Annotated in this window: 20 protein-coding genes and 2 tRNA genes; 12 read left to right on the forward strand and 10 right to left on the reverse strand. The window is 50.0% G+C overall.

Annotation, left to right across the window (positions count from 1 at the left end):
* Window positions 1-38 precede the first annotated feature (38 nt).
* Entirely contained in the window at window positions 39-2,708 is a 2,670-nt protein-coding gene (locus Q8P05_00550) for a beta-propeller domain-containing protein (GenBank protein MDP2665979.1), read from the reverse strand.
* Window positions 2,709-2,862: 154 nt separating this feature from the next.
* Here Q8P05_00550 and Q8P05_00555 point away from each other — a divergent pair, with 154 nt between their 5' ends.
* The 7 genes from Q8P05_00555 (at window position 2,863) to Q8P05_00585 (ending at window position 7,713) form a co-directional block, all read left to right on the forward strand.
* Entirely contained in the window at window positions 2,863-3,519 is a 657-nt protein-coding gene (locus Q8P05_00555; protein ID MDP2665980.1) for a hypothetical protein, read from the forward strand.
* Between the two features lie 88 nt (window positions 3,520-3,607).
* The gene (locus Q8P05_00560; GenBank protein MDP2665981.1) at window positions 3,608-4,027 is read left to right on the forward strand and encodes an HIT family protein; all 420 of its coding nucleotides are present in this window, start codon (window positions 3,608-3,610) and stop codon (window positions 4,025-4,027) included.
* 32 nt (window positions 4,028-4,059) lie between these two features.
* A complete protein-coding gene (locus Q8P05_00565) occupies window positions 4,060-4,707 on the forward strand; it encodes a hypothetical protein (GenBank protein MDP2665982.1) in 648 nt (215 codons plus the stop codon).
* The gene (locus Q8P05_00570) at window positions 4,704-5,216 is read left to right on the forward strand and encodes a hypothetical protein (GenBank protein MDP2665983.1); all 513 of its coding nucleotides are present in this window, start codon (window positions 4,704-4,706) and stop codon (window positions 5,214-5,216) included. Before Q8P05_00565 ends, Q8P05_00570 begins: the two co-directional genes overlap by 4 nt.
* Before the next feature lie 272 nt (window positions 5,217-5,488).
* Window positions 5,489-5,563: transfer RNA gene (locus tag Q8P05_00575), tRNA-Arg, on the forward strand.
* 113 nt (window positions 5,564-5,676) lie between these two features.
* Complete coding sequence (locus Q8P05_00580; GenBank protein MDP2665984.1) at window positions 5,677-6,879, forward strand: hypothetical protein; 1,203 nt, start codon at window positions 5,677-5,679, stop codon at window positions 6,877-6,879.
* Window positions 6,880-7,101: 222 nt separating this feature from the next.
* A complete protein-coding gene (locus Q8P05_00585; protein ID MDP2665985.1) occupies window positions 7,102-7,713 on the forward strand; it encodes a hypothetical protein in 612 nt (203 codons plus the stop codon).
* 68 nt (window positions 7,714-7,781) lie between these two features.
* Here the strand turns inward: Q8P05_00585 and Q8P05_00590 are convergent, their stop codons facing one another.
* Complete coding sequence (locus Q8P05_00590; protein ID MDP2665986.1) at window positions 7,782-9,245, reverse strand: hypothetical protein; 1,464 nt, start codon at window positions 9,243-9,245, stop codon at window positions 7,782-7,784.
* A gap of 67 nt (window positions 9,246-9,312) precedes the next feature.
* On the opposite strand from Q8P05_00590, the gene Q8P05_00595 reads away from it, so the two are divergent.
* From Q8P05_00595 to Q8P05_00605, 3 genes are all read left to right on the forward strand, one after another.
* On the forward strand, window positions 9,313-10,269 hold the full coding sequence (locus Q8P05_00595) for a DMT family transporter (GenBank protein ID MDP2665987.1): 957 nt from the start codon (window positions 9,313-9,315) through the stop codon (window positions 10,267-10,269).
* Complete coding sequence (gene argS, locus Q8P05_00600; protein MDP2665988.1) at window positions 10,196-11,920, forward strand: arginine--tRNA ligase; 1,725 nt, start codon at window positions 10,196-10,198, stop codon at window positions 11,918-11,920. The genes Q8P05_00595 and argS overlap by 74 nt, the downstream gene beginning before the upstream one ends.
* A gap of 69 nt (window positions 11,921-11,989) precedes the next feature.
* Window positions 11,990-13,057: a hypothetical protein gene (locus Q8P05_00605; protein ID MDP2665989.1), complete on the forward strand. Its 1,068-nt coding sequence runs from the start codon at window positions 11,990-11,992 to the stop codon at window positions 13,055-13,057.
* Between the two features lie 32 nt (window positions 13,058-13,089).
* On the opposite strand, the gene leuS is transcribed toward Q8P05_00605, so the two are convergent.
* The 5 genes from leuS to Q8P05_00630 form a co-directional block, all read right to left on the reverse strand.
* A complete protein-coding gene (leuS, locus tag Q8P05_00610; protein MDP2665990.1) occupies window positions 13,090-15,738 on the reverse strand; it encodes a leucine--tRNA ligase in 2,649 nt (882 codons plus the stop codon).
* A gap of 40 nt (window positions 15,739-15,778) precedes the next feature.
* Window positions 15,779-16,168: a putative metallopeptidase gene (locus Q8P05_00615; protein MDP2665991.1), complete on the reverse strand. Its 390-nt coding sequence runs from the start codon at window positions 16,166-16,168 to the stop codon at window positions 15,779-15,781.
* 32 nt (window positions 16,169-16,200) lie between these two features.
* Complete coding sequence (gene pyrB, locus Q8P05_00620) at window positions 16,201-17,193, reverse strand: aspartate carbamoyltransferase (protein ID MDP2665992.1); 993 nt, start codon at window positions 17,191-17,193, stop codon at window positions 16,201-16,203.
* A gap of 78 nt (window positions 17,194-17,271) precedes the next feature.
* The gene (locus Q8P05_00625; protein ID MDP2665993.1) at window positions 17,272-19,317 is read right to left on the reverse strand and encodes a sodium-translocating pyrophosphatase; all 2,046 of its coding nucleotides are present in this window, start codon (window positions 19,315-19,317) and stop codon (window positions 17,272-17,274) included.
* Window positions 19,318-19,402: 85 nt separating this feature from the next.
* Window positions 19,403-20,362, reverse strand: a complete 960-nt coding sequence (locus Q8P05_00630) for a sodium:calcium antiporter (GenBank protein MDP2665994.1) — start codon at window positions 20,360-20,362, stop codon at window positions 19,403-19,405.
* Between the two features lie 51 nt (window positions 20,363-20,413).
* On the opposite strand from Q8P05_00630, the gene rlmD reads away from it, so the two are divergent.
* Complete coding sequence (gene rlmD, locus Q8P05_00635; protein MDP2665995.1) at window positions 20,414-21,601, forward strand: 23S rRNA (uracil(1939)-C(5))-methyltransferase RlmD; 1,188 nt, start codon at window positions 20,414-20,416, stop codon at window positions 21,599-21,601.
* Between the two features lie 201 nt (window positions 21,602-21,802).
* Here rlmD and Q8P05_00640 read toward each other — a convergent pair whose 3' ends face one another.
* Together Q8P05_00640 and alaS are read right to left on the reverse strand one after the other, a co-directional pair.
* A complete protein-coding gene (locus tag Q8P05_00640; protein ID MDP2665996.1) occupies window positions 21,803-22,234 on the reverse strand; it encodes a GNAT family N-acetyltransferase in 432 nt (143 codons plus the stop codon).
* 35 nt (window positions 22,235-22,269) lie between these two features.
* A complete protein-coding gene (gene alaS, locus Q8P05_00645) occupies window positions 22,270-24,966 on the reverse strand; it encodes an alanine--tRNA ligase (GenBank protein ID MDP2665997.1) in 2,697 nt (898 codons plus the stop codon).
* Window positions 24,967-25,053: 87 nt separating this feature from the next.
* Between alaS and Q8P05_00650 the strand changes: the two genes are divergently transcribed.
* A complete protein-coding gene (locus Q8P05_00650; protein MDP2665998.1) occupies window positions 25,054-25,467 on the forward strand; it encodes a DUF1761 domain-containing protein in 414 nt (137 codons plus the stop codon).
* A 58-nt stretch (window positions 25,468-25,525) separates the two neighbouring features.
* On the opposite strand, the gene Q8P05_00655 is transcribed toward Q8P05_00650, so the two are convergent.
* Window positions 25,526-25,610: transfer RNA gene (locus tag Q8P05_00655), tRNA-Leu, on the reverse strand.
* Window positions 25,611-25,725 lie beyond the last annotated feature (115 nt).

Below are 25,725 nucleotides of genomic sequence, written 5' to 3' on the forward strand. Positions count from 1 at the left end.
GAGGTGCTTGACCCAGTTTTCATGAGGTGGGAGGAAGGTTATTGGTCTGGGATAGAGATTTTCGAGGAACTTGAAATGACGACTCCATCCTCAAAGCCGTATCCATATCCGAATCCGTAGCTGAGCCCCCGCAAGCGGTCTAAAACCCCTTGCAGCTCGGGCACCCATTGGTAAGCCTCGAGCGTAATGGTTTTCGATGCATCCCCTCGTGTAATGGTCACTTTTTCAGTTTGCCCATCCGCACACCCCGGACACCCAAACGTGTCAGGGAGGGTTTGGAAGGAAGCCCAATCCACTTCCTCTGCGGTGTCAAAATAGGTGCTGCCTGCCGCACGGGTTTCTGTTTTTATCTCGCCTTGCTCGGGAGAGAAATGCTGGATGGTCAACGCTTCCGCATCCAATACCACTTGATCATACGGGCAGGCGTTATCCTTGCAAAATCCTCCGCCCCGCCAATACGTGAAAGAATAATCCCCCGGCACGGGGTTGAAACGGATTTCTTTGATTTGGTTCAGGGTGGATATGTCATGCGCCTGGATGAGTTTAGGGGACACCGTATAGAGTGTATCTCCGATGGTTAGCGCGCGGCGCACGCGATATTCCTCTCCAAAATAATACCCGCGTTTCAGGTCGTCCTCTTGCGTAAGGTGGGTGATGCGTCCGCGCTCGACAAACCCATTATCTAAATCAACCTGGTACACGAATGCTCCCTGGAACACTGGTTCCCCGTAGGGGGGGAAATCCATCCACGGATTCTCATCCCTTTGGGTTTCGTATTGCTGCTTCACGTCTTCCGTAATCTCATGCAATTGGATGGGCAGCACCAATAAGCCTTTTTCTTTATCAAAGAGGAAGGCCTTGTGGTCGTATAGCACATCCGAATCCGTGCCCCGATCACCAATCACAACCGAATGCAACTGGATGGGGTTTTTCACATCTGAGACATCGAATATCGCCATCTTCATCCCCAAGTACCAGGCGAAATCATTCTTACCTGATTCGAGGGCGTCCTTGCCTATCCCGATGAGGTGTGTCTCATCATACGGGTGCAAATAATTGGAATACCCGGGGATCTTGAGTTTTCCAAGCACTGTGGGATTGCGTGGGTTGCTTAAATCCAAAACAAATAATGGGTCCACATTCTTGAATGTCACGAGATAGCCCCTATCTCCCATGAAGCGGGCGGAATAAATTTGCTCACCGGGGGCTAAACCATCCAATACTCCCACGGGCGCCATGGCCGGATTGAATATGGTGACGCGGCTCTCCGTTTTTGAGGTTTCCATCCCACGGAAATCCCATTGACCATCCACCGTGGTGGCGATGCGGAAGAATCCATTATGGGCGTCCATAGAGAACTGATTGAGCACTCGGCCTATGGCCTTTCCCTGGCCTACGTATTCAACTGTATTCCCCTTCAAATCAAATTTATGGATAATGGTTTGAGGGGGTTGATACACGTATTCGGGGGGCACTGGAAAAGTTTCAGGGATCTCCGGAGCGGGCTCTATTTCAGGGGGATTCTCTGGAGCAACCGGGGGTCGTTCTTGTTCATCACTCGGGAGGGGGGTTTGGGTATCCTCATCCGGGGTTGTGGGAGGAGAAGGATCGGAACTTGAACCACCTGAAACGGAACCGGGTTCAGCTCTGCCAACCATGAGGGGCATGGGCAATCCAACCCCCCATTCGGAGGAGGCGAGGTACATACTATTCTCCGACGCGTACACCGTTTGGGCGGAACCCACAATGGTCTCCTGGTTCACGCGCAAGGTATCCAAACGCATGGCAGCGAGGGTGATGAACTGCTCCGCCTGGATGGGGGGAATATAGCCAATTCTCTCAGGGGCCGCAATGGGTCTAATTACTCCATCTTCTTCCATCTGGGGAATAATAGGGATGTCTTTGGCATTAGGTGTATCCATTTGTGCCCAAATTTGATATTGGGGGTATGATGTAATTACGAAATACACTTGTTTACCTATCATGCGGGAGGAGAGATACGTGCCCTCATAGGCCAAATCCTTCTCAAGGGTGGGGTTGGAACGGTCTGAAATATCATACACCTGCACCACGGCCTTAGAGATGCTCCAATAGGGGGGATAGATGGCCGAATCGATTGCAATGCGGGTTTCGCCTTCACGACCTTTTTCACTGTATGGATAGGGATAATCTCCTTGTTCCTGCTTGGTGCCGAAAAGGATGAGTTGGTTCCCATTCACAAACATCTCCTGGGGATAGATATTATCCAAGGGAATACGAGTGACCACATTGGTTTCACCCGCGGGATAGGCTTTCACGATGGCCACGCTGTTCTTGTAAAACGCGTAGATATAAGTCCCATCCGTTTTCACGATATCGGCCTCATCCACGCCTTGCACTTGCACGTTCGTTTGAGAGTAATTGTTTCCACTCGGTGAAGGGGAAGCGTCTCCACTTCCTTCTGCCGCGGAAGGGGCGCGGGCCGCATTATCCATCGTCATTATCATTTTAGAGGAGAACCCACGCGATTGCGCGTCCTGAAACGCGGCGACAATGGCTTGCTCATTCTCAAAACGGTAAATCTTGTCTTCCAGCTTGGGCTGGCCGGGCAATATCGTGGGATTCATCACCGCGAGCCCCGCGATAACTACCCCCACCAGTATCAATACCGCCAAAATGGTTACACTTCCTCTTTGCATGCTGTTCGCCTCCAAGCCTATGGGTTGCATGTACACCCCTTCCCTGCCCGCCTTTATATATCGCCGCGAATGCGAAGGGAATCGCCTTTCCCCAGTGACAGGAAAGGAAATCCTAACCTAATTTCCGGCTAAATTGACATCCATTTTCCAATCCATTAAATAGTAGTAAGTATTTCAATTTGCCATGCCTAATTCCCATGCTCGAAAACCAGGGAGTCGTAAAACTACATCTCCGCCTCGGCGCCATCGGGCGGTATCCGGTCGATCAGTAGCCGCTCGAATGCTCGGCCGGGCCCGGACCATGCCGTGGATGTTATCACCAAAAATGTTGCGAGTATACAACCAGTATATCCTCGCCATAATGCAAGAACATATTCTAATGGGTCAAACAAAAGACGTTGTCCGTGAAAGAGTTTCAAATATCAAAAATATTCGTGAAGCTGTAAAATCGGTAGAAAAGAAGAACCAGTTTTTGAAAGGTCCAAAATATAGAGGGATTTGGGCCCTATTCGTAAAACATGTTCGTAAACCGGCCCATCTATCTATGTTTCCAGTTTTTTTAGAAAATTTATCCGCAATTAATCAGCATGGAAGAGCTAGATTTACAAATGAAAAAGTTAGATTGGTTCTTAGAATATCTGGACCTGAATTTGTAAACTTTTTGGTGGAGGCTGGACCTTATGAAGCGGCAAAGTTTGTGGAATATGTCGGTGCTGAATGGGCTGGACGTTATATTAATCGGAATGGTGGATTTCTGACAGTAGCAGATATTCACCTTCATGGTGGCGTATCAAATTTTGCCAGATTCCATAATATCAAATACAATAATATAATGCCATAATATAACTCAGAACTTATATGAATCCCTTTGTTTCACCATTTGCGACACCACCGGTTTGTTTTTATTTAAGTAACCGAATAATGCTATCATGGAAAAAGAATGCGTATTCTGCCAGATCGTTTCGGGCCAGATCCCATCCCACAAGGTATACGAAGATGACTCCTTCCTGGCTTTCCTGGACATCGATCCCATTTCACTCGGACATACTTTAATCATTCCCAAAACCCATTCGACTACTCTATTAGAGGCGAATCAAAAAGTCCGCGCGGGGATGATTGAGATGGTGGCGCGATTAGCGCCAGGAATTCTCAAAGCAGTGGGTGCTCCCGCTTTCAATGTGGGAATCAACACCGGCAAAGAGGCCGGACAGATCATCTTTCACACGCACGTCCATGTGATCCCCCGATTCCCGCAGGATGGATTGAGATCCTGGGGACGCGCGGCTAACCTATCCCCCAACCTTCCTGACATCGCCCAAAAAATACGACGAGCGTTGGAATCGAAATAATGCTTATTAAGCGCGATACGCCCAATCCCCTCGTGCCTACGAAAACGACATCGTACACCCTTACCTTTGGTCATTCCCCGGAAGGGCGGCCCGAGGTATATGATTTCCTCTGGGAACACCTGGCACCATTCCTATCAACGATGGGCGAAAAACGCGTGCGTGTCACCATGGGATTGGATAACCCCATTACCCATTGGTACCGCGCCTGCGGCTGTTCCTTGGAGGAAATGGATTCCCTCCTCCGAAAATTTTCTTCCGACAAACGCTTTTCCCACCGCGTCCATCTGAATGCCCAAAAACCATTTTTGGAAACGCGTATTCCCGTGGAAAAACTGGATAACTTGCTGAACGCCCACAATATCCTCTTCGAATATCTCTTTCCCCATATCCAAATTGAAGGGAAGAAGGTGCGCATTGATTTCGATCCGGCGGAAGAGAATGCGATATGGCTGTCCACGGATGCCACCCTTGGGAAGAAAGGAATGTCATTCCTCGCACGATCCATGTCTAATCCCCTTCATTTATCCGAACGATTGCCTATTTCCAAGAGTTTGATAGATGCTACCCCCCGAAAAACAAAAAAAAGTTCTTCCCGGAAAAAACCATCCCATCTTCCTTCCAGTAAAACCTCATCCCATTCACGTTCCCAAACCAAAAAGACCAGGAGTCACCATCGATGATCATGACGGGAAACCATACTACGGCCCTCATGCACCTGCTGGCATGGACTGAACTTCATCGGCTCCGCGTCACCCAAACCTGGTCCATTACCAAGATAAGGGCCGAGCAAACTGTCATCCTCCACCCCACTTCTCATGACCAGCGGGAGGGCAAATTTGATTTCTATGCGGAAACCCCTACCAAAACCATTGGATTTGAGGTCCTCACCCGCCCCAGCAAAGGCAAGCTCCTCAAGAAATTCATCTACCGCCCCGAAGTGGACGAATTCGTATTCATCCTTCCCAACGATGCCCTATCCAAATACAGGCGCAAGGAACGCTTCGGGAGACGTGTTCAATCCCACTTCCTCCTGCCCTCCCAGTTTGGGGAAAGAGGATTATTCGTCTGGCTCATCGACCTCCAAGATCGGCGGATCGTCGCCAAGGAACCCTTTTTCAAAATATATAATGTGGACCCCAATGGCCATGCTCCCAAAAAAGGGAAGAAATCGCGTCGCAGACGGACCTAATTGTCCAGTTTCGATTGGACCAACCGAGGGTCTACCGAGGGATTTTCAATCCCTCGATAAATCAATTAAAACAATGGCCCTTTAGCTCAGCAGTCCAATTTCGTTTGGACCAACCGAGGGACATCCCCGTGGGGTTTTTCAAACCCACGATAGATCAATTAAGCCATGGCCCCGCAACTGGCCCGTTTCGGCGGCACGCTTTCGCGCGTGCAGGACGAGGGACTACAATGGGGGTTTAACAACCCCCAGTAGGCCTGAATTAGGAAAGTGCCGGCCCCGTAGCTCAGCCTGGATAGAGCAACTGCCTTCTAAGCAGGAGGTCGAGGGTTCAAATCCCTCCGGGGCCGTAGAAATGAAAAAATACTCTAGCTACCAAAATCAACCTACCCATTGAAACAGCCTTAGAATTAACGAAAAATCGGGGCATTGCATTAAATAGGTGCGTCGCCATGCCTGCCACATGATTGGGAAGCTCGCAATTGTTTTTCTCCTTTTATTTTTACTGGGCTGTGTCAACACCCCTAACGAGTCGAATGATCGTGGAAACATCCCAAGTGGAAATTCTCCCGCGACAACAAATAATTCATTTAATCCAGATGTTCCGAATCAACCCACTTCAAACGGACAGCCATACAATGCCGGGGATACTGTCGGGAATACCATAGAAAATTGTGACAATCCTATCTTCACTGCGTATTTTGTCGATCCCAAATATGTGCAAAAGGTCGGACAAGTGGGAGTAGTTCACGGATCGGGGCTGTATATTGTGGAACGCTCATATGTTAGCGTAAAAATTGAGTTTAGCGGAGAAAAAATTCCTGTTTACGCTCCCGTAGACTTGACGCTTCGCTCGGGAAGCCATTACCAGAATCCAGCGGCATCAAACACCGCGCTACCTGATTATGCATTATGGTTTGACGCGGGATGTGGAGTGGAAGTGAATTTGGCGCACCTGAAGGAAGTCGTGGATCCCATTGCGAAACAATTACTCCAAGTAAAAACGGACAGCCGAAGCAGTCAGCTAACTCCAATTACTTTCCGAGCAGGTGATATCATTGGGCACTTTATTCACAACGAAGGAGATGTAGCGGGATTTGATTTTATCGTGCGCGATAAGAAGGTGATTAATGAATTTATCAACCCCGAACGATATTCAGGAAACCGGGCATCCAACCTCCTTAACGGCGTTTGTCCGTATGATTATTACGAATCCGAGAAGAAACAGGAATACTACAACCTCCTCGGAGGGGGCGGGGGAACGTTGTTCACTGTCAAGGACTGCGGACGCTCTTCGCGCGATGTGATCGGAACGATTTCTGGAATGTGGTTTTTAGACAAAGAACCCCAAGAAAACATCTATGACGGCTACAAAGACGGAGACTATGGTAGTACGCTCTCCATAGTGGGGGATGAAGAACGAATTACAATCGGCAACCTGGGACCCAATCCCACGTCATGGGTTTATCCTACGAACCCCACCTACACGTTGCCGGAAAAAGTAATCGATGAGCATTGCTACCAAATCGACGGGTATAATCCAAGTCAAAATGCAGGTTGGGTATACATCAAACTTATCTCAAGTACGGAAGCCCGCGTTTCCTACTCTCCAACAGGAACGTGCCCGGATTCATTCCCAGAAAGTAGCAAGGTCTATTACAAATGACCCTATAGACCAAAAGGCGTTTCATTTTCCTTTTCACGATAGAGTTATTTCATTTCAGCACCAAAATAACCTCAAAGTTAAGGGGTTATTATAGCTTATTTTGCCCACCAAGGCTCGCTCCCCAGGTTGATTTTATCTGGAATATCTGGAATTGGATTGAGGATTAATATCAATCCCCATCCAAGCGACCATTAAATACAGTTGCGAAGCATATAGAATGACATGCGTGTCCTCCTCTTCGGGTTTGAGAAATTCGATATATTGCCAACCAATCCTTCAGAGGATGTTGTCAAACGATTATCCAAATCACTGGAGAATATTCATGATGTCCGATTTGAAATCCTTCCTACCATTTTTTCGGGCGACGATAATTCGGCCACTCGTATCGAAAAAGCGATTATGGATTTCCAACCGGAAATGATTCTCGGGTTTGGGGTTTCCGGCCGATCCCGCATTACCATTGAAGCGATTGCCTTGAACAAGATAGACTCTCCCAAAAAGGACAACGCTGGCAAAATTTATCGGCACATCCCCATTCGTCCTTCTTCCCCGCTCGCATTGGAGACCTCATTTGATGTACAAGGTTTGACCCATTTCTTAATATCGAAAAATATTCCGGCGACCGTTTCATATTTCGCCGATACCTATGTATGCAATTTTGTCTATTTTCACTGCCTAGATTTCATTCGTGAAAAAGGATTAGATATGCCATGCGTCTTCATCCATATTCCCCCTTCTCCCCGCGAGGTAAACGCATTGGATGCCAACTATCCCTCATTCCCAGCCGAAATGATTGCAAATGCCATGGGTGAATATTTGAATAATCAGAAATGATGGGGAGTGATTGGATTCGTTTTAGGTCACCGATGCGCATCGAATTTCCCGAAAGCATCCTTAACTTTTCATTTTCGGCGATAGGAATGTCCCGGTCCTTTATTGATTAGATCAGCGCGAACCAGGTTGTCGAGCGCAACATTGAATTCGGGCAAGTGATGTTGAGCTTTGGCTGCCTTTCTCAATCCCGATTCAGGCCATTGTCGAGGTACTTTAAAATGAAACGCGCCCAATATTAAACGCTCGAACATCCATACACGCGTTTCCGGGCTCATTTTATGGTTGGTCATCCCCTTCAACGTGGTCCATTCCTCGCGGGATAACTCAAAGGAGTCTCCCAGTTTGTCCTGCATGGCCGTAATTGTTCGTGGAATGGCCACCTGGGATTTTGGGGGTTGCGGATGGGGAGAATGGGGCTTCCCAGTGCTTTTTTTCCTTTTTTGAGAAGTGGGAACTTTTGTGGCAGGTGCAGGGTGTCCTTTAGAGGGGATTTTTACCGGTTTTTGGGTTTCCCGAGAAACCTTGGGCCCGTATTTATCGAGTAGTTTTTTCACATTCTGTTTTTGGGCTTCTGAAGTAGGTGAAACGCGCAATACGTGAAATAATAATTTCAAACGCCGCACGCCAATAACTGAATCTTTAGATATTCCCAGATCGAATAATACCTTCTCGGCATTCAACCCAAGGCTCGAAAGTTTTTCCTTGGCAATCGAGCGGGATCGACTATAGGCACTTCCTATGGCCAGTGCCCGGACATCAACCCCCCTTTCATCCGCTCGGGTTTTCACCTGGCGGTATATTTCCCTACGTTCTTTTCGGGGAAGGGTAAAACGACTGATAGCCCCGCTTTCGATCACACGCCTCATTTTCAAATTGGTTTCGCGTTGGGTATCAAGCCGCTTCCGTTTCTCCTCCTGCATGGAGTGGATCAAATCGTTTGCAATATCGGGATAAAGAGATTGGATTTGGGTAACTTCCATCGCCTTTCGAAAATCCAGGTCGTGGGCGAATTTTTTCAGAGCATGATGAATCATTTCAATGGGGGCGTTAATCCCATGCGCCGCCAATTCTCCCCGCAACTGGAAAGCGATCCCCAGTTGGGTTAATGACTTTTCCATCTGGATTGATATTTGTCTTGGCTGCATTCCCATTTTAAAGGATCCAGCAATGGATTGGGCTCCTCCAAGAATATCCCCGATAGTGGTTATTTCTCGGACCACTTCCTTGATTTCCTTTTTCATGTATTGGTTAAGCAGAGTCCCCCCTTCAGATTCAATTGTTTTCCAGATAAACAATTTTTCTTGCCGGGAAAGGGGAGTTTTAATGGCCTCACTCCGCGCTTGGATCATCCCGCGGGTCAATTGATCTCCCAATCGCTGGGCATCCGCGAGGGATTCCCGCGCGCGTTCCCTGATCTCTCGCTTTATCAGATGGAGACTCCGGGAGCTCGCTCCGGCTAATATCTCGGCTCGTCTGGGATCTCCAATTGGAGGGAATTTTTTCAACGGCCTCTTTCCTGATCTTTTTGGCATACGAGGTAGAAAAGTTTTGACCCATAAAAAGGGAGAGGTTTATTATAGGGAAAAGAAAACTCCCCCAATGTCCCTCTATTCCTTGGCCGCGGTGCTGGCGGTGGTGGCGTTTGCTACGATTGGGGTGTTTGTGAAGCTGTTGGTGCCTGAATTTCCTCTCCCTTGGATTACGTTCATGCGGGCGTTTTTTGGATTTCTGTTCGTGCTTTTTCTTATTCCCCGGTATGACCCCAATTTCCGTAAATTAGGGAAGCAGGATGTGAAGGAATATGTCTGGGTGGGGTTATCCCTGGCGGCGACGATGACGTTCTACAATTATGCGTTCGCATTGGCGCCCTTAGCCGATGTGGTATTGCTCAACTACACGCATGTATTATTCGCCCCTGTCCTCGCTTATTTCATCCTCAAGGAAAGGATGGAACGGAGATCATGGATCTACCTCATCACTGGGATGTTAGGCATCGTGCTCATTAGCCCCTTCACGGGATTGAATGTCCTTGGCAATAGTGCCGCGCTCGCGGCGGGGATTACCTATGCTATCATGGTGGTGTACATGCGCCGTGCGGACAAGCACCATGGCATCGGAGATGTCGTTTGGTTTCTGGGGTTCGCCTCCCTATTCCTTTTCATCCCCGCGCTCATGACGCCCATCACGTGGACGGGAGAAGGTTTCCTTCTCCTGGCTCTCGCCGGAATCGTCACCACGGGATTAGGTTACCTATTCTTCAACATCGCCCTGGAAAAACTCCGCGTGCACCAAGTCTCGATGCTCGACCTCGTATTGGGCTCGCTCATCGCCCTAATGGCCTCGGTCTTCCTGTTCGGGGATCCCCTCACCTGGAATGTGGCGTTAGGGGGATCCATTTTGGTGGCCTCGGGATGGCTGTTTATTCGGCGCCAGCACCTTTTCAGCCTGGGTTTAAAACGTCCGCATTCCAGAGTAGGGATCTATGGAACCTCCTTCCTACAGCTCAATCCTCGCCCAAAAAGTGGACGACGCCCTGGCCGCATTGGGACATTCTAGGGTGGGGGAAAAAACGTTAATCAACCTCGTCACCCGTCCCCCCGCCCCGGATAAAGGGGACTTTTCATTGCCGGTATTTCGATTCACTCCTCCGAATAGTAATCCAGGGGCTTTGGCCCAGGCCATCGTAACTCATCTCCAACCGGATGACACATTCGTTCGATTTATTGCCATGGGGCCCTATGTGAATGCTTACCTAGCCCCCGGGAGGTTAGCCCAGGAGGCCCTCGCCAAGGCTGCCTTTTCCCCCTCCCCACCTGCTTCCGACGCCCCACGGGTGATGGTGGAATACGCCTCTCCCAACACCAATAAGCCCCTTCACGTGGGGCACCTGCGCAACATCGCCCTGGCCCAGAGCATCATAGCCCTTTTCGAACGGGCTGGGAAAAAAGTGGTTAAAACCCAGGTGGTGAATGACCGGGGGGTGCATATCTGCAAATCCATGCTGGCCTACCAGAAATGGGGAAATGGAAAAACACCCGAATTCGAGAAAATGAAACCCGACCATTTCGTGGGGAAATACTACACCCTTTTTTCCATTCGCGCCAATGAGGATCCAAAATTGGAGGAAGAGGCGCAGGCGATGCTTCAGCAATGGGAGCAGGAAAATCCCAGCGTACGGGCGCTCTGGAAGCGCATGAATGAATGGGTGGAGGCCGGGTGGAATCACACGTATTCTATTTTGGGGGCGTCATTCGACATCACGTATTATGAGAGCGTTTTTTTCGCTGCCGGGAAGGAAATGGTTATGCAGGCGTATGACAAAGGGTTGTTGAAAAAAGCCGATAATGGGGCTATCATCGTACCATTGGAAACATACCAACTGCCCGACAAACCCATTGTTAGAGGGGATGGGACGACGCTTTACTTTACGCAGGATATTGCCCTTGCTATTAGGCGCATGCATGAATATCCTGATTTAGAAAAGATCATTCATATCGTGGGGAATGAGCAGGAGATGCACTTCAAGCAACTCTTCGCCACCCTCGATCTCATGGGAGTGGCTCCTTCCCACAAATTCCACCATTTGGGATACGGGTTGCTCCGCCTTCCCACGGGTAAGATGTCCTCGCGAGAGGGCACGGTCGTAAACGCGGATGATCTGTTGCAGGAACTGGAAACGTTAGCCCACTCCGAATATGACTCTCGCCACCCTGATTTATCCCCTGATGAAATTAATCGCCGCTCCCGGATAATTGCCTTGTCCGCCATGCGCTTCTTCATGATCAAGCAGGACGCGCGGAAGGAAATAGTATTCGATCCCAAAGAGAGCCTTTCGTTCGACGGGCAGACGGGTCCTTATTTGCTTTATGCCAATGCCCGCGCCCAGAGCGTGCTCCACAAATCAACGCGGCAACCCAATCCTACTCAGGGGGGGTTGCTCATTCTTCCCCGGGAAATAGAACTGCTCACCCTCCTCGCTCAAAAGGAAGACATGATTGCGGACGCATTCGCCCATTATTCCCCGCACATCCTCGCGCATTACCTTTTATCTCTGGCCAACACGTTCAACACATATTATCATGAAACCAAAGTTATTCAAGAAAATGAAGAAATGGAACAGGCGCGCCTCGCCCTCGTGAAAGGCATTCATGAGGTGCTCGAGGAAGGATTGCGGCTCCTTGGTATTGGGACGCTGGAAGAGATGTGATAGCGCGGGAGAATATATCCCCCGGAACAAAGGATCGCTTTTATATTTGGAACTCGGCTGTACCCTTTCATGCCAAGCCCCCCGAAAGAGGCTCCTATCAACACGATTCGCATCCGGAGCACCTACAATACAACCGGTCTCGTGGCATTGGCGATGGCCATCGGTTTCCACCTCTTTATCCTAATAGGTGCTCTCTCAAGGGAACACTTTTCGTCGCCTATTGATGCTAACACGGGGAGTGAGGTCAGCCCATACCTATTCTTTGGTGTTTTGTATGTGTTAATCCTGGGATTCATGGAAGTGGGCATCCACCTCGCTCGGGCCTCCAAAACTATGAAAGTGACCCATTTGGACACTTCGCATTCATCTGATCGAACACTCGAAAACGTGCAAATACTCTATCATGATCTTAATTCCAAATTCGTAGGAATCTTCATGATAGGGGGTATGATCTTTGGTTTGCTCCTCCTATCCATCTTCATCTTCACCAAACCCATTTTTATAACCCCATTCGCGCTCACCATCTTTTTCATTCCAATTGTCTACTTCCTTATTCTTCGACCCGTGCTGGGGTTCATTTATCGGCTTGTCAGGGAATCCAAATTGGATTTTTTCACTTATCCAGCATTTTGGATTTCTATCGGCCTCACCTTTTTTGGAATATTGGGGTGGGCAGCCTATGGCATCATTTCGCTTCCAGGATTGGTGGCCGGCTTTCTATTTGTTGTCGGCCTTTCCTCCATACTTGCGGTCATTTTTTTGGCCAACATTTCCTATCGCTTTGAAGGGAATGACCTGGTGATTTTCCCACACTATTTTACGTATTCCCTTCCCATCATTAAACAAGCCGAATTTCATTTACCCGTAAAGGATATTCTCACGTACAAGCGCATTACCCATATGGAGATTAATGCGCTGATCCAATCCTACTCCCGCAAACCCGCGTATCTAATTCATTCGGGGGCTAAACTCGTTGAATATTGGGTGTTACGTAAAACCGACAAACCCTTATTGTACCTGGCCAATGGGGGAAGGGAAAATATTTATCTTGCGGGAGAAAATTTTCATTATGTCATCAGCGTGAGGAACGCCGACCAGTTGCTGTCCAGGATTGCCGCGATGAAGAAAAGAAGATGATTGGGTTTTGTATATGGTTAGCAGGCTAATGGTCACTCCAGATACAGCGCCGGTCTTCCTTTTTGCGCTTTCTGCATCTTGCCTAATGGGTCGTGAGAATCGTTTATTTTAACGATTAACGTGGTGTGCCGGCGCAGGGCTTCCTGGGCCTCATTCAACCAACGGGTTTCCGTGGCATCCGGGGAATAGAGATAGAGGGTCGTTACCTGTTTGCCTTTCACGAGCTTTTTCACCCGTTCGATGTCTCCCAATACCTTTTCGATGAAGTTCATATGATCATCCATGTGGGGGGAAGGGTTTCCAATTGGTTTTTGGAGCGCCTGCAGGCTGGCAAACCCTTTCCAACCGGATTTGGCCCATAATTCTTCTCCTAAAAAGGGAGTGATGGGGGTGAGGAGGACGAGCCATTCCTTAAGCACGCGTTTCACGGCCGGTGTTTCTTTCTCCCCAAATACTTTCTTGAACCGCTTGATGTCATTGAGGGTTTCGAAAAATATTTTTTGGGCCGCCAGCATCATCTCCATGTCGTCGTACGCGGCATAGGCTTCCCCCAGGCGCTGTTTAAGCGTTTCGGCCAGCCATTCCTGCGCGGGAGAGAGAGTTTCTTCCTTTTGGGAGGCGGCGGCTTCCAATACCCCTTCTATTTCCTGCAGCTTCTTCTTCACCTGCGGCACCTGCGTATCCTTCCAATCCACCACGCGCTCAAACCCGGCGGAGGAAGCCATATACAACCTCACCAAATCCGCTCCATGGTCGCGAATGGCCTGCTGGAGGGGGATGACGTTCCCTTTGGATTTGGACATCTTTACACCATTACGCACGAGCATCTCATTGAACGTACACGCCTTGGGCCAATAGGATTCATCGAAGAGCAAGGTATGCGTGAGGAGGAAGAAGGAGATATGATTGGAAATATGGGCCGGAGCGGTATGACGCTGGTCATTGGGGTACCAGAAAGTAATCTGCTCGTGGATGGTTTGAGCCGTTTTACATCGTTTATCGGAGGAATTCAATTCCTTTCCCAATAGAGCCGCATCCCAGAATACATCATCCAAATCATCAATGTTTAACCCGCTTTCTCGAATGAGGGGGATGGCCAGGTAAAAGAGCATGTAAATAGTGCTGTCGGATAAGGGTTCGATCATCCATTCTTCTTTGGGATTATCAAAAGGGAAAGGGGTTCCCAATCCCCGCTTGCGGATGCAGGGCCGGTGGTCCAACCAATCAATGGCATCCATTATGTTCCGACGGAAACGAGGGGGAAAAATAGTCATCTGTTCGACGTGGCGCTTAGTGGTTTCTTTCCATTGCTTCCCCGAATAGTCTATGAACCATTGGTCGGGGAGGATGGCCACCTGCACCTGTTTTCCCGCCCGGGTTTCAGCCGGGCGCGAGGGTTCATAAAGTATGCCACCCATTCCCTTTTCCTGGAGAAAAGCCACCATCTTATCCTTGGCCTCCTTCACCGGGAGGCCGCTCCACGCCCCATTGAATTGATTTAGCGTCCCTTCATAAAATTCACGCTTGTACAATTCTTCGGTGGCGGCCTGGATGTTTTTGGTCTTTTCGAGTGAAAGGGCTTGGTGAGAAACGAGAAAGGCGTCCATTCCATCAAATCCGGGGAGATCCACAATGGTCTTCACTTCTATGTTTCCCGCGCGGGGATGGCCCTTTTGTTTTAGCTCTTGCAAGGCCACGAAATCCCAGGGGGCATGACCCGGAACGGCGAATACCATTCCGGTGCCCCGGGTGCCGCTAACGAACGTGGCGGGAAGAATAGGCATTCTCATTTGGTCATCCAGGGGATGGAGGACTTCCTTCTGCAGCAATTGCGCAGAAGGAACAGGGGCGATGGTTTCAACAACATGGTTTTGCAACCGCAGTTTCTCCACAGCCTCTTTGGAAATGATCCATTCTGCCCCATTCACACGGGCACGCACATACTCCTCTTGAGGGTGCACCCATACATGGGTGGCGCCATAAATGGTTTCAGGGCGGAGGGTGGCGACGACGATGGATGTGTTTTCCCCCACGATTTTAAATGGAAGCCAATAGAACTCCTGGATGCTCACCTTGTCGGTGTCCCCGTCCTTGATGTCATCTTCCCCCACCGCATTCTGGTCCAGAGGAGAATAGAGAATTGGATAATTTCCCTTCACCAACACCCCTTTCTCTTTCAGCTTTGAAAACTGCCATTGGACGAAGCGTTGGTATTCCGGGTCCATGGTGGTAAAGCGGGAGCGCCAATCGATGCTGCAGCCCAGGAGATCCAAATCCTCAGAGACTTTTGAACCGAAATAATTGGCTACCGCGAGGGGTTGGGTAAAAGATTGGACGATGGCATCAATCCGTGAGGGATCATTTTCATAGAGGCCCACATACGAATGGTACAACTCAATCGTTTTGGCATCCTTCCGGGAAATGGCATCGCTAATAGCCAAAACCGGGGTTCCCGTGACATGGAAACCCATGGGCCAAAACACTTCCTTGCCTTTCACCCTCTGGAACCGGGCGAGGGCATCCCCATTCAGGTAGGTTCGCCCATGCCCCACGTGCAGGGGCCCAGTGGGATAGGCATAGGGAACGGTGAAATAGAACTTATGCTTGTCCGTGGGAAAAGAAGGCTCGAAGACATGGGCTTCCTTCCACCTCTGGACCCAGAGGCGTTCCCGGATGGTCATGTCCCAACCTGGCCCAAAAAGGCTTTTTAACTAACAAGGCTTATCCGAGGGTTTCCCAACGCGTCTGGGATCGCCAACGCTGGAATATCTGGTTGACTTTAGCATGCGTGACATGCGGGCGGTGCTGACGAAACCCCCCTCCAAATGAATGGGGAATATGCATCAATTCATGAATCAATGTCTTGATCTGCTCCTCTTCGGTTTGGCGGTCGAATCGTTCTGAAATGAGTTCAATGGCATAGAAAGGAGGTTGTTGCGTTCCCATTTGGATGATCTTGGGCATGGTATGAATGCGGGCGATGGTGCGCCTGGATTTGCTTCCTTTTGACATAAAGCACGCGATGCGATCGGGGGGGATGTGAGAAAATGCCAATTCGCTCGCCAGTTGCCGCGTGCGTTCCGTCCACTCGGGGGAAGGGATATACTTCATGGAATAATTGTGAGACGCACTCCCATAAATGCCTATGTTCTTTTTTGGGCCGGCATAACAGCTGGGTTATGTTGGGACAAAGTTTCCTGTTCCAGGAATTTTTGCTCGAACAGCAACTCCAATAACGCCATCCGGATAAACAATCCATTCTGGGCCTGGCGAAAATAAGTGGCGCGGGGATCGGCATCGATGGAAGGGTGGATTTCATTCACTCGGGGGAGGGGGTGCATGATGATGGTGTGGGGAGACAAATAAACCAGGTTCCGGGCATCCAATACACAGGAGTTCCTAACCTTCTGGTATTGGGCATCATCGACAAATCGCTCCCTCTGGACACGCGTCATGTACACTACATCCAGGTCATGCGTGATGGGCGACAAATGAGGGTGCTCGGTGAATGGAATCCCGTGGGTTGACAAGAGTTGTTGATAAACCTCTGGCAACCTAAGCTCGGGAGGCGACACGAGAATTATTTCCACTCCCTCATAGAGGATGAGTAAGTTGATTAACGAGTGCACCGTCCGTCCATACCGGAGATCCCCCATGAGGGCGATGCGCTTTCCTCGAACATCTCCCAATTCTTTTCGGATAGTGTACAAATCCAATAAGGCTTGGGTGGGGTGTTCCCCACTCCCATCCCCGGCATTGATGATGGGCACCCGTGAAACCTTGGCGGCCCGGGCAGCCGACCCTTCTTCGGGGTGACGAAGCACGATGGCATCCGAATAGCCCGCGATAATCTTAATGGTGTCCTCGAGTGTTTCCCCCTTGGTCATGGAAGAAAATTGGCTCGCGCTTTCCGTGCTAATTACGCGTCCCCCCAACCGATGCATGGCCGCCTCGAAAGAAAAACGGGTGCGGGTACTGGGTTCATAGAAAACCGTGGCGAGGATCTTCCCCTGGAGGGATTGAAAGAGCTTCTGGTCGGTATTCCTGGATTCCATTTCGTCCGCGAGAGCAAACAGGCGTTCCAGCAATCGGGTGTCCGAAAACTGAGAAGTGGATAGGACGTGATTGACTTTCATCAAAAAAGGGCGAACGATCTTCTAGTATTTAAGAGTGCCTTGGAAAAAAAGATAGAGGCAGAGAAATAAACCGCCACCTTACAACAAGAACAAAGGAGCCAGCACCAGGCTCAATGTCCCCACGAGCTTGATGACCACGTGCAGGGAGGGGCCGGCGGTGTCCTTGGCGGGATCTCCTACTGTATCTCCGACTACGGCGGCCTTGTGGGCATCGCTTCCTTTTCCCCCATGGGGGCCGGATTCGATGTATTTCTTGGCATTGTCCCAGGCCCCCCCGGCATTGTTGAGGGTGAGGGCCAGCATAATCCCTGTGAGGGTGGTGACTAATATGTAGGCTCCCGCGGCTTCCGCTCCCAGAATCATTCCCACTCCCAAGGTAAGCCCCACCACGAGCAGGGAGGGGAGCACCATCTCCTTCAATGCGGATTGGGTGGCGATGTCCACGGCTTTGGCATAATCGGGTTTGGTTTTACCTTGCATAATCCCTTTTATCTCACGGAATTGGCGCCGGACTTCCTGCGCAATGGCTCCGGCGGCCCGGCCAACGGCACGCATGGCAAATGAAGAGAATAGGAACACCAGCATCGCCCCCATCATTCCCCCCACGAACACGGGGAGGGAGGCCAGATTGATGACCACTAAACCTGTTTCTACCATGTAGGCGGAGAACAATAGGAAGGCCGCCAACCCGGCTGAACCAATGGCATACCCTTTGGTCAACGCTTTGGTGGTGTTGCCCGCGGCATCCAGGCGATCCGTTATCGCCCGCACCTTTTCAGGGGCATGGGACATCTCCACGATGCCGCCCGCATTATCAGAAATAGGACCGAAATTATCCATCGCCAACACATACCCGGCCGTCAATAGCATTCCTATTGTCGCCATGGCGGTGCCGAACAACCCCCCTTGGGGAAGACTCGTGGCATCGCCCAAGGCAAAGGATACGAGAAGGGCGACACCAAGTACTACCGCGGGCAACGCCGTGGTCTCCATCCCCACCGCTAACCCGGCGATGACATTGGTTCCCGCTCCCGTCTCGGAGGCGGCCGCGATATCCTTCACCGGTTGAGAATCGCGCTCGGTGTAGTGCATGGTGATATACACCATCGCCAAACCCGTGAGCAACCCAATGATTCCCGCGCCGAAAAGGAGGAGGTTGTTATCCAAATACACGTAAACGGCGGCGTACAAGAGCACGGCCGCGAGAAGGGTGGTGAGCCAATAGCCCCGCTTCATAGCTTTCATGGGATTTTCCTGGTGTGAAATTCTTACGCTCATTATTCCCACCACGCTGGCCACCAAACCTAATGCCATGGCCACCAAAGGGAATAGAATACCCGCGATCCCGAATATTGGGAACAAGGCCACCCCCAAAATCATGGCTCCAATGTTCTCGGCCGCGGTGGATTCGAACAAATCCGCGCCCCTTCCCGCGCAATCCCCCACATTATCCCCCACCAAATCCGCGATGACCGCGGGGTTGCGAGGATCGTCCTCGGGGATCCCGGCCTCAAGTTTCCCCACCATGTCGGCGCCCACATCCGCCGCTTTAGTATATATTCCTCCTCCCAACTGAGCGAACAAAGCAATGAGACTCGCTCCGAAACCAAAGCCCACGATCTTCAATGGGGCTTCCATAGGATCATCTCCCGAAAACACGAAGAAGAGAATAGAGATACCCAATAATGACAGCGCGAGAATAACCAATCCGGATACTGCCCCTCCGCGGAACGCGGCGAGGAACGCCTCATTCAATCCCTCATTAGCAGCCGTGGCCGTGCGCAGATTGGCTTTCACCGCGACGCGCATACTGACATAGCCCGCGAGTCCCGAGGAGAAAGCCCCCAGGATGAAAGAAATGGTTGTTACGAAAGCCAAATTAAAATTACCCCACCAAGTATATCCAATGAGGATGACAAGAGCAATAATGATGCCAATACTCCCGATGCTGGTATATTGACGCTGAAGGAACGCATTGGCCCCTTCCTGAATAGCCAGGGCAATCTCCTTCATGCGTGGGGTTCCTTCCTCCCCCTGCATGACGCGGTCGAGCATCCATTTGGCCATGAGGATGGCAAGGAGGCTGATCCCCCCCACCAAGTAGAGCATGTCGATTCCTTCCATTCCAATTCCCCTCCACCCCTCCAGGGGGGTGTGATGGGGGAACCCAACACGGAACCATTTAAAAAGGTGCGAGCGAACCCCGTGATCAGGATACCCCAAACCCATTTCCAGATGACAGAGCCAATTGCACCGCCACGAAAACCACATACAGACCGATTAATGCATACCCTTCTCTCTGGGTCAATTTTCCCCCGCTATCCATGAGTGTCGTCACCAAAAGGGCGGCGAACACCATAAAGAGAGTGGCAATCCCTACCGCTCCCACATCGACGGCCACCGGGGAAATAAGCGCCAACACCCCCAAGGCAAACGTCGAATCAATCATCACATTTCCCATGATGTCTCCCACCGCAATGGCTTTATGGCGGGACAGCACCGCTTTAACAGAAAGGGTGAGTTCGGGCAATGCCGCTCCAATGGAAATGAGGAACAACCCCGCGAAAAGCGCCGGGATGTTCAATCCATCCGCTACATTCACTGCCGACTCCACCACAAAATGGGCGCTCCCAAACATCACCAGCATGGCCGCCCCAAAAAAAAGGAGGGGCTTCATGAGCAAGTGGCGCCGGACGGGCCTCTTTTTATCCTGCATCGCGTGCTGGGAAAAGATACGGATGAAATAAATGAGCGCCGCGATAACGAGTAACAACCCATCTAACCTATTGAGATTGCCATCGAGCATGAGTCCTAATGGTAACCCTACCATGATGAGGAAAGGCAATGCCCCCGAACGCTCAGATCTGGAAACAGGAATATCTTTTCCCAGGATGGCAATAATACCAAAAACCAAAGTGAGGTCCACGATGTTGTTTCCGATGAGCGTGCCCACCCCCACGATGGGAACCCCTTCCAGGGCTGAATTTACTCCCACGAAGAACTCGGGGAGCATGGAAATGAATCCCCCCAGGACGAAAGCAGTGATGAATTCGGAGATATAGAACACCCGCGCCAGATTGGTCACTTCTTTCACGGCCATGGATGCCGTCTTTACCAGAACGATACTCGAAAGAAGGAAAACGGCTCCCTGCACGTAAAGGTCTTCCATCTCATCCCGCAGCCGATTTGCTCTTATAAGGATTCTCCACCCCACCTCACTATGGAAGACCCCTTTTCGATCTGTCCGCATGCCACAGTATGTAATGGATGTCCCGACATGAACACCCCTTACGAGGAACAAATTGGGCGCAAGAAAGACAGGGTGGTGGAGGTATTGAAGCCCTTCACGGATTATGTGGAAATGGTTCCGGCCCACGCCCTATCTTTCTACCGCAACCGCGCCGACTTTTGGTTTTCACCCACTCGACAATTGGGGTACCGTTCCAAGGAAAATCCCTACTCCGGTATTCCCGTTCCCGAATGTCAACTTGTGTCCCCCCGCGCCCAAAATCTTTATCAAACCCTCGAAAAGCGGTTCCATTCCAACACATGGCCACCCTACTCGGTGCTCGAACACCAAGGGTTTCTCCGCTATGCCACGGTGCGCGAATCCAAGACCTCTGGAAAATTGCTTCTGATCCTCAATACATTCACCCGCACTCCAGAGGATGAAGAACGAATAACGGGTTTGGCCCAGGAGTTATTGTCTGAACGTTTAGCCGATGGCATCATATGGATGCATAATCCTCATTTCAATGATGCTGTTCAGGGAGACACGATAAAAACATGGGGGGAGAAAGAATTAGTGGAAGACATGTCAGGAATCCCTTTTCACTATAATTCCTCCTGCTTCTTCCAGACGAACCCCCGCATGGCCGAAAAGGTGCAAGAGCATGTGGTTCAATGTATCCAAGAAATACAGCCCGCCCCCCGCGTACTGGACCTGTATTGCGGAGTGGGGTTGTTCGCCATCCCATTGATCCAAAAAGGGTTTTGGGTGAAAGGGATTGAAATGAACACCGAATCAATTGGATATGCCCGTCAAAATGCCCAAAAATTAGATTTGAATGGAAATTCCTATTCATTTGAAATCGGGGACGTGCCTAAAATTTTACAAGAAATGGAAAAAACGGATGAGCAATATGACACCATCATTTTTGATCCTCCCCGATCCGGACTTTCCAAAAAGATCTGGCGGCGCGCCCTGCGATTGAAACCCACGCAACTCCTATACGTGGCCTGCCGTCTTTCTTCCCTAGAGCGCGATCTGGAATGGCTGGGGGAGTATGCGGTGTTTGACATTACATCGGCGCGGGCATTCGACCTGTTTCCCCACACCCCTCACGTGGAAACGGTGGTGGATATCCGCGTGAATGCCACTAAGGATTATCCCAAGGGTGGATTCTGACTAAAAAATACTCCCATGATCTCCTAATTGGTATGATTATTTTACCCACCCAATGAGGAGGCCACTCATCCAGAGAAGAAGGTCCATTGTTCTGGTTCAAATTAGGAGTTTAAAACGATTGAGATGTTGAGCCGTTTGAGTAGACCAAAAATTATAATTGTGGGGTGGGGTTCACGGGCTTTTTCTGAGATGGATCGTCAACTATTGCAATTCGAATCGGAAAAAAATGCGTTCGTCCTTTTCTTTCGAATTGAGGATTCCTTCAATGGTACCACTAATCAATCCGCCCGTTCTCAAACACAGCAGGATGGAGGCTATGTTCTTGTTCTGCGCATCCGCAAAAAGCTTTTCAATTTTATTTCTTTTTGCACGTTTTTTCACGAATTCGATCAGTCCTCGGCCAATCCCCATTCGACGATATTTTTCATCAACGGTCATTTGTTCCAAATACCACAATTGCGATCTTCCAAGGAATTCATTATTCCAATAAATCAAACCGACAATTTCCTTTCCTTTTTCGCACACTGCTACTCTATTTAACGGAATGATTCTTGCGAACATCTCCTCTTGTCTTTTCTTAAATTTTTTCTCTTTACCCACATTGACTTTTACTACTTTTTCAAGGTCCTTCATCAAGGCCATCCTTATTTTTGGTATTTGTATCATGATCACACCCGCATCAGCGCCGCATCCAATCCATCCAGGGATTGTAGCCGCGCTTGACCCATCTTTTCGCTCCCGCCCCCACTTCCTTTGGTATGGGAGAGAATGGTCTGGATGGCGTTCTTGGCATTGAAGGTGGAGGCGCTTCCACTCATGGCGATGACCATTTTTTCTGATTCCGAAACGAGGACAATTCCCAAGGTGGGATTTTGGTTGATGAGCATTTGCCCCAATTTGAGCAACGCATCGGGTTCCAATTCCCTAATACGCTCCACGAGCTTGCTGCCTTTCACCTTGGTTTTCAATTCCGCGGACACTCCTTCCAAGTAATAGGCCTGCAACCCCTCGGCTTTCTTCCGGGCATTTTTGTATTCCTCCCTCATTTTTTGGGCAGCGGTTTCCACATCCTGCTCGGTGGTGTTCAATATTTGCACCACGCGCCCCAATTTTTCCTCTTTGGCCTGCACCCATTCCAGGGCGGGAACACCGGTGGCAAAAGTGATGCGCTCAATCCCATCCTGAACGGATTCCACCCGAAGGATTTTGAAGAAACCTATTTCACCCGTGTTGTCAATATGCGTTCCCCCGCAGGCCTGGATGTCAATTCCCTCAATTTCCACCAACCTAAGCTCCTTACCTGGGACAAAACCTCCCTGGTAGATGCGAAATCCATATTGTTGTTCCGCTTGAGTACGGGAGAGCACGAACTTTTTCACGGGAATCATGGCCTGAACATGGGTGGTGACTAATCGTTCTATTTCATTGATTTCCTCATACGTAATTTTCTTGTAATGCGTCACATCCAAGTGGGCTTTATTCCCTTCCTTGGAGGCCCCAGCTTGCCAGATGTGGGGGCCTAACACCTTCCGGCACATCGCATTAAGCAAATGGGTGGCGGTGTGGTTGTGCATGAGGTTGGCTCTCCTTTCCCGGGAAATGATACCTTTCACTTTTTTTCCGGGGGAAAAGGAAGCAGGGTTTTCTATTTCATGGAGAATGCGGTTCTGCACCTTCTGCACGGCTTTTACTCCCACTCCCTCCAATGTTCCCGTGTCGAAGGCCTGGCCGCCTCCTTCGGGATAGAAAAGGGTTTGGTCGAGAATAATCTGGTTGCCGACTATTCCTAAAATAGTGGCTTCGAATTGGTCCTCGTACAATTTATCATAATACAATGTTTTGGTCTCGGGATACTTTTCTACTTCCAAGGCCACGGGGGATTTCTTTTCTTTCTTCTTCTCATTCTTCACCGAGAGCTGGTCATAGAAATCATAGACCTCTTCCGTTTCCACTCCCCCCTTCCGGGCGATGTCCACCGCGGTCTCATACGGGATGCCGTGGCTTTCATACAGGGTCACCATTTCTTTTTTTTCCAGGGGCTTGGCTTCCTTCTTCAACCGCTCCACGAGCACCTGCATCTTCTTCTTTCCCGTTTCCTGGAGGGCAGCGTATTTCTTCTGTTCCTCCGCAATTACCGCGAGGGTAGTTTCCAACCCCTCCCGCACACTATCATCAAATCCCGCGAGTTCCTTCACATGATCTTCCACGATGCGCGCATAATCCAGGTTGAAGGCATAATCCGCATTGAAACCGAAGACGCGGCGCAGGAGGAGACGTAAATTGTACCCCCCACCCCCATTGGAGGGAAGCATGCCATCGGTGGAGGCGTATAAAATGGTCTTCAAATGGTCGGCGATGGCGTACAACGCCTGCAACGACCCCACCTTGCGGAACAATACCTCTTCCTCCATCCCCAATTTTTGGGCGATGACCTGGCGTTTCTTCTTTACTTCCCCCCCTTCCATATCCAGCATGCCCGAAAGCTTTGAATATTCAAGGAACAATTCGTCCTCGAAATGCACCCCGGTGTTCTTCTTCATGTTCCGCAGGACATCCCCGAAAGTGGTGTCGTATGACGTAGGGGTGCCCGTGGTGTACCAGGCCAACCGTTCCAAACCCGCCCCCATGTCAATAACTTTGGTCTTCAATTCTCTCGCCGACCCATCATCGAGGGACTCATACTGCATGAACACGCAATTCCCCAGCTCGGCCCCATTAGCGGCATATTCGATGGAGGGACCAAATGTTCCTCCCCCAGCCCATACTTCTTCTTGAAAGGTCAAATCCTCTGGTTTGACTCCAATAACTTGGGTCAAATACTGATAATCGTGCTCCAGGGCCTCGTTTTTCCAGTAGAACAATCCAGTTTTTTCATTGTTGAATGCGTGCTGGCCAAACATGACAAACCCCGTATGGTGGCGCCCGGTGACCCCCACGTTGGCCACATCATTGAAACGCAAACACATCTGGGGAATAATCAATGGATTCGCTGGCGGCTCCACTTCTCCTGACACGACATAGGGTTGAAAATCGATTATACTGGCATTGGTAAAATATAAATCGTCCCGCCACCGCGACACCACGGGAAAACGCTTGATTTCCGTATGCCCATGCTTAGTGAAATAGTTTGAAATCTCTTTCCAAGTCTGCGTGTAGGAATAATTCTTGGTTTTCTGTCCAATGAAAGCATACCCCATGCACTCCGAATCCGCACAGTGCGTGCGATCCGGGGTGAGCGTCCAGAAGAAACGGTGGCAACTGGCACAGGATTTTCGCGCATACCCTTTGGAGGTGAGGGCGTCTATCTGGTAATGCTGTTTCCAATCCCCCGAAAAACGAGTCCGTAATTCGTCTTTATCGACCATGCACGAATCAATCTCATCAAGGATTAAAAAGGAGGCCCGGTTCCACCCCTCTATCCGACCTGCTAAAGGTCAAAGGAGGATCAAAACATGATTCCATTGCCCGTGAATTGGGTGGCGGTTATTGTCGCGGCGATTGCCGCCCAGGTAATCGGCTACCTATGGTATTCTCAAGGAGTTTTCGGGAAAGACTGGATGAAGGAATTAGGAATTTCTCCCAAGGAAATGAAAAAGGAAATGAAGGGGATGGAAGCCACCATGATCAAGGGCTTCCTGGGTTCCCTCATCATGGCCTACATTCTTGCCCAATTCCTGTTGCATACGCTTGCCGTGTCCCTCGCGGACGGAATGCTCACAGCCTTCTGGGCCTGGCTGGGATTCATCGCCGTGGTCATGTATGGCGGGGTGCTCTGGGAGAAGAAATCAGAGAAATGGTTCTGGATGAGCAGCCTCTACTATTTAGTGTCCCTGCTCGTGATGGCCATTATTTTGGTTTCGTTATAAATTAAAACGGGGGAGTTGCATTCCCCCGGAACTATTTTTTTTCCACTGAAACTATTAATGCGAGGGGGAGGATTCGAACCTCCGAAAGGCACTGAGCCACTAGGCCCTCAACCTAGCCCGGTTGACCACTGCGGCACCCCCGCAAACTTTTTGGAAAAAAGTTTGATCAAAAGAAACTTTTTAAGAAAAAGTTTCATCAAAAACCAAACTTCTCCTTTTAGGAAAAGGTTGGTCAGATTTAAGGATCAAACTCTTCTT

It is taken from the genome of Candidatus Diapherotrites archaeon (assembly GCA_030688545.1).
Taxonomy (GTDB): domain Archaea; phylum Iainarchaeota; class Iainarchaeia; order Iainarchaeales; family VGJJ01; genus VGJJ01.

Bases quoted from the DNA above. Each gene is read 5' to 3' on its own strand.
- Q8P05_00550 (MDP2665979.1), bottom strand. From the start codon at position 2,708: ATGCAACCCATAGGCTTGGAGGCGAACAGCATGCAAAGAGGAAGTGTA.
- Q8P05_00555 (MDP2665980.1), top strand. From the start codon at position 2,863: ATGCCTAATTCCCATGCTCGAAAACCAGGGAGTCGTAAAACTACATCT.
- Q8P05_00560 (MDP2665981.1), top strand. From the start codon at position 3,608: ATGGAAAAAGAATGCGTATTCTGCCAGATCGTTTCGGGCCAGATCCCA.
- Q8P05_00570 (MDP2665983.1), top strand. From the start codon at position 4,704: ATGATCATGACGGGAAACCATACTACGGCCCTCATGCACCTGCTGGCA.
- Q8P05_00580 (MDP2665984.1), top strand. From the start codon at position 5,677: ATGATTGGGAAGCTCGCAATTGTTTTTCTCCTTTTATTTTTACTGGGC.
- Q8P05_00585 (MDP2665985.1), top strand. From the start codon at position 7,102: ATGCGTGTCCTCCTCTTCGGGTTTGAGAAATTCGATATATTGCCAACC.
- Q8P05_00590 (MDP2665986.1), bottom strand. From the start codon at position 9,245: ATGCCAAAAAGATCAGGAAAGAGGCCGTTGAAAAAATTCCCTCCAATT.
- Q8P05_00595 (MDP2665987.1), top strand. From the start codon at position 9,313: ATGTCCCTCTATTCCTTGGCCGCGGTGCTGGCGGTGGTGGCGTTTGCT.
- argS (MDP2665988.1), top strand. From the start codon at position 10,196: ATGGAACCTCCTTCCTACAGCTCAATCCTCGCCCAAAAAGTGGACGAC.
- Q8P05_00605 (MDP2665989.1), top strand. From the start codon at position 11,990: ATGCCAAGCCCCCCGAAAGAGGCTCCTATCAACACGATTCGCATCCGG.
- leuS (MDP2665990.1), bottom strand. From the start codon at position 15,738: ATGACCATCCGGGAACGCCTCTGGGTCCAGAGGTGGAAGGAAGCCCAT.
- Q8P05_00615 (MDP2665991.1), bottom strand. From the start codon at position 16,168: ATGAAGTATATCCCTTCCCCCGAGTGGACGGAACGCACGCGGCAACTG.
- pyrB (MDP2665992.1), bottom strand. From the start codon at position 17,193: ATGAAAGTCAATCACGTCCTATCCACTTCTCAGTTTTCGGACACCCGA.
- Q8P05_00625 (MDP2665993.1), bottom strand. From the start codon at position 19,317: ATGGAAGGAATCGACATGCTCTACTTGGTGGGGGGGATCAGCCTCCTT.
- Q8P05_00630 (MDP2665994.1), bottom strand. From the start codon at position 20,362: ATGGAAGACCTTTACGTGCAGGGAGCCGTTTTCCTTCTTTCGAGTATC.
- rlmD (MDP2665995.1), top strand. From the start codon at position 20,414: ATGGAAGACCCCTTTTCGATCTGTCCGCATGCCACAGTATGTAATGGA.
- Q8P05_00640 (MDP2665996.1), bottom strand. From the start codon at position 22,234: ATGAAGGACCTTGAAAAAGTAGTAAAAGTCAATGTGGGTAAAGAGAAA.
- alaS (MDP2665997.1), bottom strand. From the start codon at position 24,966: ATGGTCGATAAAGACGAATTACGGACTCGTTTTTCGGGGGATTGGAAA.
- Q8P05_00650 (MDP2665998.1), top strand. From the start codon at position 25,054: ATGATTCCATTGCCCGTGAATTGGGTGGCGGTTATTGTCGCGGCGATT.